A 14253-nucleotide genomic window follows, 5' to 3' on the forward strand; every position below is an offset into this window, starting at 1 on the left:
TTCCATTCCTTACCTTCGTAAAATGACACAGATTCTGCTTATCGATGATCACCCTTTAGTGGTAGATGGGGTAAAAACCATGCTGGCGAGTGTGGAAGGGCTCCTGGTCAGCGCTTTTGCCAAAACGGCTCAAAAAGCGCTCGATATGCTTAAGGATCAGCATTTTGAGGTCATTTTGCTCGATTTAAACCTGCCGGATCGGGATGGCCTGGATTTGTGCCGTGAAATCCACCAGCTTTACCCCACTAGCAAAATCATTGCCTTAACTTCCAGCAACGAAACAGGTCTAATCACTCAATTCCTCCAACGCGGCGGCAACGGCTATTTGCTCAAAAACATGGAACGGCAGGAATTGATTGATGCCATTGAACAAGTGCAAATGGGAAAAATTTACCTCTGCAAAAGTTCCAACGCCAAAATCCTGGAACAGTACCGCAATGTGGAAAGTGCCACCCAACAAGCCCCAATCCTGACTCGCCGGGAAAAAGAAATTCTACATTGGCTGAATGAGGGGCTGACCGGACCGCAAATCGCCAAACAGCTTTTTTTGAGCCCGCTCACCGTAGAAACACACCGGAAAAACTTGATGCAGAAGTTTGAAGCGAATAGTTTGCAGATGTTGTTGAAATTGGCCCGGCAAAATCACCTGATTGATTAAATGAGGGCCACTGGCCAAATTCGTCAGTCGTCATTCGAAAAATTCGTCATTCCTCCCTACCTTGCTCCCATCATTCGTTGCAAATATGTGCACATCCATGAGAGGCTATATCCTATTGTTTTTATTGACCCTGTCCACCCTGCCCGTTTTTTCCCAAGCTCCTGTTGCTGCCCAAGCGGACACCGTGGTGGCCATTCCCATTTTACAACTGGCTGAAGAACTGGGCAATTCCGAGTTGTTTCTCCGCAATCAATTGCGGCCTGTGCTGGAAAGCAACTCTGTGTTGAGTAGCGTGCAAGAGTCGGTAGATTCCCTGCGTCGGGCGGCAGATAGTTTACAAAAAACCTCCAATTACGTGTGGGAGCAGCAAGTAGCCAGCCGCATCAGTGGTAGCTTGGCGGGACGTTGGCGGCGTTACCTGCGGCAATTGCAGGAAGAAGGGAAACGTTTACAAAACTACTCCAGCAGCCTCCAATCCCTGCTCGAACAGCTGGGAACCATGCAGGAAAAGTGGCGCTTCACCACCACGGCGTTCAAAGACATTCCAGTCGAGGTCAAACAGCGCATTGATTCACTACAATACGACCTCAACCAGGCGAATACCGGACTTTTGGCTCAACGCAATGCGGTGCTGCGCCTACAAAGTACGGTATTGGATCAAAAACTTTTTTGCCAATACCACCTTTCCAACATGGAGGGTCTGGAAAACCTGGAGCTGCAAAGCATGTTGACCAAACGCCGACAAAACATCTTTGAAATCCCCATTTTTAGCCAATCCACCGCCGAACAAAGTTACCGCCGGGTAGCCCTGGATTATTTCAAAAAGGAGTTCAACGAGTTTTTACAAAGCAATCGCGACCGCATGTTCCTGCACCTGATGCTCTTCCTGGGCATTGGCCTGTTTTTTATGTTGGGCAACTCCTTTTTCAAAAAAGACCGCAAATACAACAAACAGAACGAATTTAACCTCGCTACGGAGATTGTTTTTTCCAAACCACTGACCACTGCCTTTCTGATTACTTTGTTGATGACTCCCCTACTGTATCCCAATCGGCCTTCCGTTTTTAGTGAAATGATTGTGATGGCCCTGGTGGTGCCTTTTGTCGTTATTGTACCAAGGTTTGTCATTCCCAATATCCGCTGGAGCATTTACCTGGTTGGTGCGCTGTTTTTTGTGCACTTGATGCTTAAATCAGCCATTGCCAATCAAGTCATTTTTCGCTGGTTCATGGTGCTGGAAAGTGTATCCCTGGGGCTGTTTGTTTTTTCGGTCGGCTTCCGCGACCGACAGTGGTTCCGCGAACCTTTGACCAGTGCGGTATTTGCACGAATTATGCAATTTGCAGCACCCATTTTTCTGGTGGTGGCCAGTATGGCGGCGCTGGGGAACATTGCAGGTTATGACACCCTGGCCGAGGTATTTAACCTCTCGCTCGAAAAAATAATCCTTACCGGGCTGATCATCTTTAGCGCAACAATGGTCATTGAAGGGCTACTTCGTTTTGTGCTCAATTTGCGCCCAGCGGAGGAAGGACAAACTTTGGCAAAAGACCGCAACGCTTTTTTAAATGGTACGAGTAAATTGCTGCGCATCAGTGGTGTATTGGTTTGGTTTGGATTTATACTCAATGCATTGCGTCTGTTGGGGCCTTTGGAATATACTTTCGGGCAATTCTGGGATGCAGGTTATAGTTTTGGGACGGTACGGCTCACTGTAGGCGGGGTACTGGGTTTTTGTGCCATTATCATCGTTGCCTGGCTGATCGGGAAACTGTTTAGGTACCTTTTGGAAGAAGAAATTCTGGAGCGATTCCAGTTTGAATACGGCGTCCCAATGGCGGTTGGGCATTTGGTGCAATACTTATTGGTCTTTGTAGGTGTGCTGCTGGCAATTGCCTACCTTGGTTTTGACGTTCAAAAATTGAGCCTGATCATTGGCGCACTGGCCATTGGCCTGGGGTTTGGCTTACAAAGTTTTGTAGCCAATATACTGGCAGGTTTGGTATTGATTTTTGAACGACCATTTCGGGTTGGCGATCAGGTGATCGTCAATGGAGAAGAAGGAGAAATTTTGGAAATCAAGTTGCGCAGCAGTAAAATCCGAAAAATAGATGGGGGCCTACTCGTGGTGCCCAATACCGATTTGGTGTACAAACAAGTGGTAAGTCACAGTTGGTCGGCTGGGCCCAGAATGTACGAATTGGCCATTCGGACCCAAGCAAACTCCGACCCCAAACGGGTGATGGAAATGATCAAAGCCTGTTCTATTCGGGAAGAAGCCATCCTGACGCAACCCGAACCACTGGTAAGCTTTGAGGGCATTGAAGCTAGTGGACAGCAGGTTTTCCACATCCAGTTTTGGGTCACTCAAGCGGCACATCAAGCGAAAAGCCGCCTTTCATCACGGATTTATTCGACTTTAAAAAATGAAGGCTTATTGTAAACACCAAAGATATTTATGCCAGGAGGGAACTTAGCTAAAATTAATTTTTCCGATCCCCTCAATTTTTCTTTTTTATTTTCTTTTGAGCATTTTTGTAAAATTCTCGACCTGAAGTTGAGAATATTTCAAAGAATTACTTGTACTTTTGCCATACAACTAAAGCAAAAAATTTTTTTTAACCCTTTTTTTTAACTGCTTTAAGATCAACTAAAGCTTTAAATCGGAAACGGTATGACACAATTGATTACGAACAAGCCGATGGCTACGTTCAGCTTTGTGCTGCTCCTCATCATCTCTATTGTTGCCTCCTTTTATCCGGCAACTTTTCCAGCACCTGCAGAAGGCGTAACATTTGATTCAGGCAACATAGCTTGGCTTTTGGTAGCTTCAAGTATGGTGTTGCTGATGACGCCTGGCCTCTCGTTCTTTTATGGCGGGATGGTTAGCCCTAAGAACATTATCTCTACCATGCTCCAAAGCTTCATTGCATTGGGTATCATCAGTGTGATTTGGTACGTGGTAGGTTTCAGCTTGGCCTTCGGTGATTCCATCGGTGGTTTTGTTGGCAACCCAATGACCCACTTCATGTTCAATGGAGTTGGTACGGCACCAGCAGCCAACCCTGGTATCAACCAAGGTATTCCTTTTGTATTGTTTGCAGCCTTCCAGTTGAAGTTTGCCATCATCACTCCAGCCCTGATTACGGGTTCGTTTGCTGAACGCGTCCGCTTCTGGAGCTACATTGTTTTCATCGTACTGTGGAGCTTGCTGATTTATGCTCCGCTGGCACACTGGGCATGGCACCCAGAAGGCTGGTTGTTCAAATTGGGCGTACTTGACTTTGCAGGTGGTACTGTTGTACACATTTCTGCAGGTATTGCCGCCCTGGTAGGTGCAATGGTATTGGGCAGAAGAAAAACCCACATCGAAGGACAAGCTCATGCTGTTCTTTACACACCATATGTAATCCTGGGTACAGGTTTGTTGTGGTTCGGCTGGTTCGGTTTCAACGGTGGTTCGGCATTGGCTGCAAATGGTCAGGCAGTAACTGCATTTGTGAACACTAACCTGGCTTCTGCATCTGCTGCTATCGTCTGGATTTTGGTTGACACCATGCGTGGCCGCAAGCCCTCTGCTTTGGGTGCCTGTATCGGTGCTGTGGTTGGTTTGGTTGCCATCACCCCTGCTTGTGGTTACATCAATTATGGCCCAAGTTTGCTGATTGGTGCAGTAGCTGCAACCGTTTCAAACTACGCAGTTGTTCGCAAGTCTCGTACCAGCTTGGATGACACCCTGGACGTATTCCCATGCCACGGTATTGGTGGTATCGTGGGTATGTTGATGACTGCACTTTTCGCAACAGATGCATTTGGTGGCGTTTTTGCTACAGGCAGCCCTAAACTGTTGATCAATCACTTGATCGCACTGGTAGCTGTAGTAGCTTTCACCGGTGTTGGTTCTTGGTTGGTATACAAATTAACGAATCTGATTACTCCTCTTCGGGTATCTGAAGATCAGGAAGAAGAAGGTTTGGACATCAGCCAACACGAAGAAACTGTGATTGAATTGGCTATGTAATTGGCTATTCTAAATAATAAATAAAAAGCGGGTTTGGTGCAGTGCATCAAACCCGCTTTTTTATTGTCCATTTTCCACAAAATGGGGTATTGTTTCCCACTCCCTCCACATTTTCGACCAAAAATCCACAAAACCGTATTTTTTTGGAATAGGAATGCATTTTTTGGTGTTACCAGTGTGACGTTTTTACGTATAAATACACATAAAGTAGCTGCCCATTAAATGATCACTTTTGCAGTGGCTATTTTTTCTACAGCCGAGGCAAAAAACGCAGGCGATGCAGCGCATCGGCGAGGCTTTTTAACGAAGGATGAGGAAAAAATAGCCCTTCAAAATGATTGATTTAATGTGGTGAGCTACTTAAACCCATAAACATTGTCCCATGCGTATCCTGATCTTGCTTTCCACCCTTTTGGCATCTACTTTTTCACCCAATGGATTGGTAGACAAAGAGTCCAAAACCGAACATACTACCCCTGCTACTACTGTGGCCGAGCCAAAGGAATCCACCCAAATGCTGGATATTGACTCCGAATACCTGATGAAAGGCAGTTGGAAAATTCTCACCATCACCGCCGACAAACCTTGCGACGTCAATGGTGATGGTTACGAAACTACCAACATCATGGCCGAAACGCCTACCTGCGCCCTCGACGACGTGATGAAAATTAATCCCGATCATACCGTCAGCTTTGAGCGCCACCAACGTTGTGTGTCTTCCGAACGCCCCATTGAAACGTACAAGTGGAAATTGGCCAAAGATGGCACCTTCACCATCATCGACGGCACCATTGAAGCCAAAATGATTTTGAAGTCTGTTAATGCTTCCCGCATGGTGATGCTGATTCCGATGGAGGAAGATGGCGAGATCTATAACTTCAAAGTGACCTACGGGCAAAAAAGCCAACAAATCCCTGGAAAGATTTTGAAAAATTAAATACGGTAGAGACGCACGGCCGTGCGTCTAGTTCCCCATTGTAGAGACGCAGGATCCTGCGTCTCTACAATGCGTTGACCCAAATACCCTCAAAAGGGTTCAACATTGTACACAATCTCCTGCAATTCAAATTTTCCATACACAAATTCCCCATCCGGGTAATGCCACACCGCTTCTCCAAAGGAGATTACGTTAATACCATTGAAGTTTTTGTAATCGGTAATTGGCGTAGAAAAGCGATAGCGTTTCATATCACTGACTGCATAGCGATCATCAGAAACAAAATTGACCAATTGCCCCCTGGCATTAAAGTACAAAGTTGCCTGGATGCTAACTCCTTCATTGGTAAAGCTCGCTCTTGCGGTAGTATCATCAATGGTTTCCCATCTGATGCGGGAATCGATCAAAGTAGCTGGCGCCAACAAACACATGTCGTTAAAAATGGTAACCGTTTCCGCTTTAAACAGTTCATTTCCCTGGACAGATACGATTGGGAATAAACCAAATAGCTTGATGCGCATCGACGCATTTTTATTTTGGTAAGCATGGTAGCCCGGCACAGTTAGCCCAAACATTTTCCCCTTCATAAAAAACAGGCGGGTGTATTTTTCAAAGCCATTGTACTGTTCACTGGTGAAAGGGAACCAATCCTTCCCTTTATCCCGCATCTGCCCCTTGAACACAATGCGGATATTTTTGACTTTGGGTTGGTTTACAACGCCCACAAAACGCAGGTAGCGCTGCACGGGGGGAGGCAAATGCTCCAGGTCTTTTTCAAGCAACAAATCACCTGTTTGAGCTTTGTTTTGCTGCAAAGCCAAGTGTACATCGCGATGAAATTCTTGTTCAAAATGGATAAAAATTAGTCCTACCACTATTATGACCAATAAAACCAAAATAAGCATTAACCGTAACATAGTTAAACGATTTAGATTGTTTCAGGTAGCCGATAGTAGCGCATAACTTTCGGCAACAGGCTACAAATGATGAGGGCCACTGCGTACAAGCCATAAAAAGGTTGAATTTGCCCAATCGCTCCGGTGATCAGGATTTGGACATTGATCCAAATGGCCAAAATGATGCCTGTGTATAGTGCAAATGTCCAGGCCCAATATTGCTCAGGGTAGATGTTCAGGAATTGCGGCCATTTCCAATTTGGCCGAAACAAGAGGGCATAAGTGGTCAATAAGGGTAAAACACTCATCCCCAGGATTAAGATGATGCCTGGGATGAAATAATCTGGAAAAGGCAAACGCTCGATGACTTCGGGTGGGAATTGGATTTTTTCGCCCGAAGGGTCTGTGATCAGCATCATTCCGCCATAAATCCCGCCAATGGCCAAGAACAGGAGCAGGAAGAGTAATAAATACACGCCAAGCGGTTTGGGAGAAACAGCCTTTTTCATGATTTCCACATTTGTGCAAATCTGCTGAGCATTGAAGCGTCGGAAAATGATGAAAGTCAGAGCTGGGTGTGAAGTTTAAACAGTTTAAATATCTAAGCTATGTAGTAAAAATTTGAAGGCACAGACCATCCCTAAGGTGTTCTAAGGTGTCTAAGGTGGTTTAAATAAATTAAACAAAATTAGCATGTTTTATTTGAACCACCTTAGACACCTTAGAACACCTTAGGGATGGTGGGATTTTAAAAAATTTAGCGTCGATCAATGCTAAATTGTGTTGGTCAAAATCTCCCAAATTCGCCCAATCCCTTCACTCTCCTGCAAATCTTTAATCGCCGAAAGGCCAATACTCATCCGCAAGGCATTGACCTGAGCCGTATCACTCTTTGGGGTCAAACCCTGCCGCTGTATTATAATCGCTGTTTTGAGCGCCCCCGCTTTGACCCGGATGCAGTGCTGAGCGTAACGCGCCGGATGAATGTGCACATAACGTTCATAGTCATCTCCACGCAACAGTGTCCAGGTTGAACCATCCGAAATGCTTACATTTTGATACCCCTCGCCTTGAGTCAAAAAGGAAATAAAGTCAGCCTCCGCTACAATTCCTCTGGCGGCTAATTGCCCCAAAATTTCTTGTCCAATGTTGCGCAAGCTGAGTTCACCACAATACAAATCCATTTGAGAAGCGCCGATCCGGGGCATCGCTGCATAAAATGCCTCATCAGTACTGTTGTGAATAAAATGGCGGAGATACCCAAGGTGGTGTTTCAAAGGGTGGAAAAGAATGGGGCTTGGAATATTGAAGGTGTCATCGTTCATGTTATAAAAATATACACTTCAAGCAAAAGTAGGGAGAAAACGTCGGCAATCCACCAAAAGGTTCCCAGGGAACTCAGGCTCAATCATTAAGTACGCGCATTTCCAAAGATTATTACGCCCAAGTCACGGCGCTGTAATAAATCCCCCCTGTTTTTGAACAATTTTCCCCCTATTATTCTGCTGCTGAGATCGGACTTTTGGGAACTGTACTTACCAAAATGCTAATTCACTCACTTATGCAATTTTCTACATCTTTTCCAAGAATGATGCGGTGGATGATGGTCCCTCTGGGGCTCCTATTCGCCACCCTACTGAGTGCGCAGATGCGGACAATCACCGGGAAACTTAGTTCCTCGGCAGGAGAAGCGCTGATTGGGGCAACCGTACAAGTACAATCGGCCGCCGAGCGCGGAACGGTGACGGATGCCAGCGGCAATTACGCCATTCAAGCTGCCAAAGGCGAAGTACTGGTATTTTCGTACCTCGGGCTCAGTCCCAAAACCCTGACTGTAGGGAATGAAACCGTTTTGAATGTTGAACTGGAACCCGACGCTACCCTCTTGGAAGAAACAGTAGTGGTAGGGTATGGTACCGCCAAAAGAAGTGATCTCACTGGGGCAGTCGGCTCGGTAACTGGCGAACAGATCAAAAGTTCGGTGTTCACCAACTTTGACCAGGCCTTGCAAGGCCGGGTCGCGGGGGTACAGGTGACCCAAAACTCGGGTGCACCGGGTGGGGCAGCATCGATCCGCATTCGGGGAGCCAACTCCATTACGGGTTCTAGTGAGCCCTTGTACGTCATCGACGGAATTCCTTTCCAGGGCGATGGTTCAGGCGTATCGGGCTTTGACTGGGCCGGTGGGGCCAATGGCCAAAACCGGGTTAACCCTCTTGCCGCCATCAACCCCAACGACATTGTCAGCATCGAAGTATTGAAAGATGCTTCCGCTTCGGCCATTTACGGCGCTCGTGCGGCCAACGGGGTGATCCTGGTGACCACCAAGCGGGGCAAAAAAGGCGAATCAAAAGTATCCTACAACGCTTATTATGCTCAGCAAGAACTGCCACGGCGTATTGAAATGATGAATCTGCCGCAATTTGCCGATTATCAGGCCCAGGTAACTGCTGATTTGGGCTTGCCGCTGAACCAACATTACCTCGACCCCAGCCTCCTGGGCCCTGGCACAGATTGGCAGGATGAAGTTTTCCGCCAGGCTGGCATGCACAGCCACCAACTTTCGGTATCTGGCGGCAGCGACAAGATGACTTATGCTATTTCTGGCGGCTTGTTCCAACAGGATGGCATCATTATTGGTTCGGATTTTAACCGCTACACCACCCGCATAAACTTAGACAATCAAGTAAAAAGTTGGCTCAAAATTGGTGGTAGTTTTGCCTACGCCAATACCAACGAAAAAATCACCCTCAACGATGGTGGTGATGGGGTCATTATTCAATCCCTGGTCATGGCACCCGATGTACCTGTCAAGGACATCAATGGTGATTACGCCGGGCCAGAAGCTCAGGCTGGTGCCTCTTCCTTCAACCCCGTAGCTGCGGCCCTGCAACGCAATAATACCCTGCAACGCCAGCGCATCATGGCCAATGTATACGGAGACCTGACTTTGATGAAAGGCCTGACCTTCCGCTCTGAATTGAGCTTTGACGACAACAACTCCCTGAACAAAGCCTTCCAGCCTACCTACAAGTGGGGTGTGTTGGTCAACCGCGAAAACCAGTTGCGCCAGCGGGAAGAGAGTAGTTTCTTCTGGATTTTGAAAAACTACCTGACTTACAATTTCACCCTGGGCACCAAACATAAGTTGACCGCCATGTTGGGCCAGGAAGCCCAAAAATCAAACTGGGAAGGTTCAGTAGTGACCAAGAAAAACTTTGCTTCCAACGACATTCAGGTACTCAGCGAGGGTGAAGACGTGACTTCACGCACCTCGGGCTGGAAAGATGGCGCATCTATTGAGTCTTACTTTGGCCGCTTCAATTACAATTTTGGCGAGCGCTACCTCTTTACCTTCACCATGCGGGCGGATGGTTCTTCCAAATTTGGCCCTGAAAACCGCTGGGGTTACTTCCCCTCTGGCTCTTTTGCCTGGAGATTGGGTGAAGAAGAGTTTATGAAAGGTTTGAATACCGACATCAAACTACGCATAGGTTATGGCGAAGTGGGCAACCAGGCCATTGGCAACTACCTTTTTGGTTCCGCGCTGCAAACCATCACCACTCCTTTTGGAACAGCTTATCGTTTGCAACAAATTGCCAATCCAAAACTGAAGTGGGAAGCTACCCAGCAATGGAACGTAGGGGTAGACTTGTCCTTGTTCAAAGGCCGTGCCGACCTGACTGTTGACGTGTACCAAAAACGCACCAACGACATGTTGCTGCAACTCTCCGTGCCTAGCTACCTGGGTGGTTCGGGTTACAACGACATCCGCGCGCCTTACGCCAACGTAGGCCAGATGGAAAACAAGGGGATTGACATTGGTCTGAATACCCGCAACATCAAAACCGACAATTTCAGCTGGAATACCGACTTCACCATGTCTTTGAACCGCAATAAAGTAGTGGCTTTGGACAACGATGCCCGGATTTACTGGCGGAACTTGTATTGGTACAGCGAATTCCAGACCGCAACCCGGACCGGAGTTGGTTTGCCCCTGGGGCAGTTTTATGGCTATGTAACCGAGGGTTTGTTTACCAGTCAGGAGGACATTTTGGGCCATGCGGTACAGATTCCTGATCCATCCAATGAAGGCAAAAACCTGGTGGACAAAAGAACCGGGGTATGGATTGGCGACATCAAGTTCAAAGACCTGAATGGCGATGGTGTGGTGAACACCCAGGATCAAACCATCATTGGGAATCCCAACCCGGATTTCACCATGGGTTTGAACAACAGTTTCACCTACAAGAACTTTGACCTTACCGTTTACCTCACCGGGTCTTACGGTGCCGAAGTACTGAATTACTCCCGCGTATTGACGGAAGGTCAGGTTACCATTTTTGGCAACCAGGCCCGGACGGTGGACAATCGGGTGCGTTACGCCTTGAAAAACCCAACTGGTTCCAGCCTCGATCCGACCAACGTAGTGATTGCCAACCCAGGCGCTACCCTACCCCGACCAACCACTACGGACAACAACCGGAATACCCGGATGTCGGACCGTTTCATCGAAGATGGTTCTTATACCCGCATCCAAAACATCCGCTTTGGCTATACTTTCCCACAGGGAATTTTGCAGAAAATCCGGGTGCAAAAATTGAGATTGTATGTGAATGCCCAAAACATCTACACCATTACCAACTACTCTGGTTACGATCCGGAGATTGGTGCTTTCAACCAGGATCCCTTGCTGCAAAACGTGGACATGGGCCGGTACCCAACGCCCCGGGTGATCACCTTTGGTTTGGATGTGGATTTTTAACCCGTGGAGAGACGTAACATGTTACGTCTCCCCTAGCAAGACGCAACATGTTGCGTCTCTACACACGGCACAACAACATAAAAATCAAGACATGAAACATCATTTCAAATACATCATTTCTTTTTGCGCAGTCCTGCTGGCCAGCTCTTGTGGCAAGGATTTTCTGGACATCACCCCAGTAGATCGCCTGACTGCGGACAATTTTTACCGCAACGAAACCGAAATCAAGGCGTCGACCGCTTCCCTGTACGGTTTCCCCTGGTTTGACTTCAACGACAAGTTTTTCTGGTGCGCGGGCGACGAAATGGCAGGCAACCTGTACCACACCTGGGATCAGGAGGGGCAGTTCTTCTATTTCTCTTTCACCGAAGGTAATGCCCACATTTCTTCTGGTTGGAAGGGTTTGTTCCGCGTAATTTCCTACGCCAACTCCATCATCAACGACATGCCTCCCGCAGCTGCGGGGAAGGTGAGTGAGCAGGTGATCAACCGGGCACTGGGTGAAGCTCGTTTCATTCGCGGCACTGCCTATTACATGTTGGCCGAATTTTGGGGCGAAGTACCCATCGTAGAAAACTCGACCGAACTGGTGGCCGCCAACAACCTGATTTTACCCAAAAATACCAAGGCCAGCATCTACGAATTCATCCGCCGCGATTTGGCTTTTGCCGCCGAAAACCTGCCCACTTCGGATAGCCCAGGTCGGGTAACCCAATGGTCGGCCAAGGGCATGTTGGCCAAACTGCACCTCACCATGGCTCAAAACCTGAGTGATGCCAAGTCAGCTGAAAACTTTGCCAAAGCCAAAGCCCTGGCTGCTGAAGTGATCGAAACCAGCGGCTTGTCCTTGATGAGCAATTATGCTGATTTGTTCAAAATCGAAAACAACAACAACCCCGAGTCCCTGTTTGCCATGCAGTGGATGGAAGGTTCGTATGGTTTGGGCAATAGCCGCCAGGCCAACTGGGCACGCAGCAGCGTCATCACAGGCAACAGTGAAGCCTGGGGTGGTGGCAAAGGTGTGACCTACGACTTTATGCAGGATGTTGAGCCGGGAGACAAGCGTCAACCCTCGATTTACATGAAGCCGGGAGATTTTTATCCAGAAATCAACAAGGACAATGGAGGTTATACCTTCAAACTGGTCAACCGCGATCCCAAAGATCCCAACATTGCCCTGGAAAACGCGCCTCCGGTACTCAACAGCTTGAAAAAGTACATCGTGGGCAGTGCTCAGGACAACGCAGGGAAGGTATCAACCGGACAAGCGGTGGCCTTGAATCAATACATATTGCGTTTGGCCGATGTTTACCTGATTTATGCAGAAGCGACTTTGGGTGCCGCACCTTCTACTGCCGATGCCAAGGCACTCCAGTATTTCAACGCGATCCGTACCCGGGCTGGCCTGGCTACCAAGTCAAGCATTACCTTCAACGACCTGTTGAAAGAGCGTCGGATTGAATTTGGATTGGAGAGCATCAACTGGTTCGACATCAAACGCTTTTACTACCGGAATCCTCAAGCGGCGTTGGCCTATTTGAGTGCGCAGGAAAAAGAAACCACTTTTTTCCGCATCAACACGCCGAATGCACCCGACGAAAACACTATGGCAGGTTATCAAATCAATCCTCCACCGAGTTTGATCAAAGTGGATGGCTCGAAGATGAATTTGCCCATTCCTGCGGCCGAAGTAGTAGCCAATTCCAAATTGGCACCGGGCGTGGCTGCGGAAGAATATCAATTCAAGTAGTATTGTTAAACGACCAAATCAGACAACATGAAATCTTTTTTTTCATATACTGCCTTATTTATCGTTTTGGCTGTCAGCATTTTTTCTTGTAAAAAGGAGGACAATGACGACGTCAGTACGGGCACACCAGTAGTCAAATACGTGCGGATCACCGATCCGAAGGCAGCCGATTCATTGGTAGTGGGCGCTTTTATGGGCAGCCTCGTGGCCATTGTGGGTGAAAACCTGCAAAACACCCGGGAGCTGTGGTTCAATGACCAAAAGGCCACTTTGAACCCTACTTACATCACCAACAAAACCATTCTGGTGAGCGTGCCCAGCACCGTACCCAGCAAAGTGTCGGACAAAATGCGCTTCGTCTTTAAAGATGGCAGCGAAATGTCTTACGACTTCAAAGTCAATGTACCTGCGCCAGTGCTCAGCTCCATCAAGTGTGAATACGTGCCCGATGGCGGCATAGTTGAATTAGAAGGCGACTTCTTTTTTGAGCCTAAAGTTTTTTTTACCGACAATCTGGCGGCTGAAATTGTAGCCCTTACCAAAACCAGTTTGAAGGTTAAAGTACCTGCCGGCGCAAAACCTGGGCCAATTTCCATTCAAACCAACTTTGGTAAAGTAAAATCGCGCTTCTTGTTTCGCGACAACCGCAACATCATCCTGAATTACGATGGTAAAAACCACGAAACTTGGACTGCACCCATCACCGCTGCCAATGCCGATCCAACCATGCCCGGCTGCGATGGCAGTTACGTGTTGTTCAAGCACAACGCCAATGGTGCCTGGCAATGGACCAATGAATTGACCATGCAATACTGGGCAACCCGTGGCCGTGGCCGTGTACCCGTTGCCACAGGTTCCATCAACGACCTGACCCTCAAGTTTGAATGCAACGTGCCTCAGGAATGGAAGGACGTGCGGATGGAAATGTTCTTCGGCCCCTATGCGGATGATCATGGCCGCGATGCTGCGGGGACAGCCATCGCCCGCTGGAAGCCTTGGAAAAATGGCCCTTTCAAAACCAATGGCTGGGTGACAATTTCCATTCCGCTGACTGAATTCAAATACGGCAAGGACGATTCCGATTCTGATGAAACGGGCACCCGTAAAATTGAGAACCTGTCCAATTTAACGAATGTGGTTTTTATGCTTTTTGGCCCAGCCAATGGCACCAACCCGGTGAAAATCGCGGTAGACAACATTCGGATCGTTCAAAATTAATGTTAAAC

At 47.8% G+C, this 14253-nt stretch carries 10 protein-coding genes; 7 read left to right on the forward strand and 3 right to left on the reverse strand.

What is annotated here, in order from left to right:
- The first annotated feature begins 22 nt into the window (after positions 1-22).
- The 4 genes from ACO08K_RS03675 to ACO08K_RS03690 all read left to right on the forward strand — a co-directional run bounded on the left by ACO08K_RS03675 (position 23) and on the right by ACO08K_RS03690 (position 5616).
- Positions 23-658, forward strand: coding sequence for a response regulator (locus tag ACO08K_RS03675; RefSeq protein ID WP_421795045.1), 636 nt, complete (start codon positions 23-25; stop codon positions 656-658).
- 97 nt (positions 659-755) lie between these two features.
- A complete protein-coding gene (locus ACO08K_RS03680; RefSeq protein ID WP_421795046.1) occupies positions 756-3101 on the forward strand; it encodes a mechanosensitive ion channel family protein in 2346 nt (781 codons plus the stop codon).
- Between the two features lie 231 nt (positions 3102-3332).
- Entirely contained in the window at positions 3333-4679 is a 1347-nt protein-coding gene (locus ACO08K_RS03685; RefSeq protein WP_421795047.1) for an ammonium transporter, read from the forward strand.
- A 382-nt stretch (positions 4680-5061) separates the two neighbouring features.
- Positions 5062-5616, forward strand: a complete 555-nt coding sequence (locus ACO08K_RS03690; protein WP_421795048.1) for a hypothetical protein — start codon at positions 5062-5064, stop codon at positions 5614-5616.
- Positions 5617-5705: 89 nt separating this feature from the next.
- On the opposite strand, the gene ACO08K_RS03695 is transcribed toward ACO08K_RS03690, so the two are convergent.
- From ACO08K_RS03695 to ACO08K_RS03705, 3 genes are all read right to left on the reverse strand, one after another.
- Positions 5706-6533, reverse strand: coding sequence for a DUF6544 family protein (locus ACO08K_RS03695; RefSeq protein ID WP_421795049.1), 828 nt, complete (start codon positions 6531-6533; stop codon positions 5706-5708).
- An 11-nt stretch (positions 6534-6544) separates the two neighbouring features.
- Positions 6545-7021, reverse strand: a complete 477-nt coding sequence (locus ACO08K_RS03700) for a hypothetical protein (protein ID WP_421795050.1) — start codon at positions 7019-7021, stop codon at positions 6545-6547.
- A gap of 264 nt (positions 7022-7285) precedes the next feature.
- Positions 7286-7837, reverse strand: a complete 552-nt coding sequence (locus tag ACO08K_RS03705) for a hypothetical protein (RefSeq protein WP_421795051.1) — start codon at positions 7835-7837, stop codon at positions 7286-7288.
- Positions 7838-8073: 236 nt separating this feature from the next.
- Between ACO08K_RS03705 and ACO08K_RS03710 the strand changes: the two genes are divergently transcribed.
- The 3 genes from ACO08K_RS03710 (at position 8074) to ACO08K_RS03720 (ending at position 14245) form a co-directional block, all read left to right on the forward strand.
- The gene (locus tag ACO08K_RS03710; protein ID WP_421795052.1) at positions 8074-11277 is read left to right on the forward strand and encodes a SusC/RagA family TonB-linked outer membrane protein; all 3204 of its coding nucleotides are present in this window, start codon (positions 8074-8076) and stop codon (positions 11275-11277) included.
- A 91-nt stretch (positions 11278-11368) separates the two neighbouring features.
- On the forward strand, positions 11369-13027 hold the full coding sequence (locus tag ACO08K_RS03715) for a RagB/SusD family nutrient uptake outer membrane protein (RefSeq protein WP_421795053.1): 1659 nt from the start codon (positions 11369-11371) through the stop codon (positions 13025-13027).
- 27 nt (positions 13028-13054) lie between these two features.
- Positions 13055-14245, forward strand: a complete 1191-nt coding sequence (locus ACO08K_RS03720) for a glycan-binding surface protein (RefSeq protein ID WP_421795054.1) — start codon at positions 13055-13057, stop codon at positions 14243-14245.
- Positions 14246-14253 lie beyond the last annotated feature (8 nt).

The sequence above is a fragment of the Haliscomenobacter sp. genome (assembly GCF_965225875.1).
Taxonomy (GTDB): domain Bacteria; phylum Bacteroidota; class Bacteroidia; order Chitinophagales; family Saprospiraceae; genus Haliscomenobacter.

Bases quoted from the DNA above. Each gene is read 5' to 3' on its own strand.
- ACO08K_RS03675 (WP_421795045.1), top strand. From the start codon at position 23: ATGACACAGATTCTGCTTATCGATGATCACCCTTTAGTGGTAGATGGG.
- ACO08K_RS03685 (WP_421795047.1), top strand. From the start codon at position 3,333: ATGACACAATTGATTACGAACAAGCCGATGGCTACGTTCAGCTTTGTG.
- ACO08K_RS03690 (WP_421795048.1), top strand. From the start codon at position 5,062: ATGCGTATCCTGATCTTGCTTTCCACCCTTTTGGCATCTACTTTTTCA.
- ACO08K_RS03715 (WP_421795053.1), top strand. From the start codon at position 11,369: ATGAAACATCATTTCAAATACATCATTTCTTTTTGCGCAGTCCTGCTG.
- ACO08K_RS03695 (WP_421795049.1), bottom strand. From the start codon at position 6,533: ATGTTACGGTTAATGCTTATTTTGGTTTTATTGGTCATAATAGTGGTA.
- ACO08K_RS03700 (WP_421795050.1), bottom strand. From the start codon at position 7,021: ATGAAAAAGGCTGTTTCTCCCAAACCGCTTGGCGTGTATTTATTACTC.
- ACO08K_RS03705 (WP_421795051.1), bottom strand. From the start codon at position 7,837: ATGAACGATGACACCTTCAATATTCCAAGCCCCATTCTTTTCCACCCT.
- ACO08K_RS03680 (WP_421795046.1), top strand. From the start codon at position 756: ATGAGAGGCTATATCCTATTGTTTTTATTGACCCTGTCCACCCTGCCC.
- ACO08K_RS03710 (WP_421795052.1), top strand. From the start codon at position 8,074: ATGCAATTTTCTACATCTTTTCCAAGAATGATGCGGTGGATGATGGTC.
- ACO08K_RS03720 (WP_421795054.1), top strand. From the start codon at position 13,055: ATGAAATCTTTTTTTTCATATACTGCCTTATTTATCGTTTTGGCTGTC.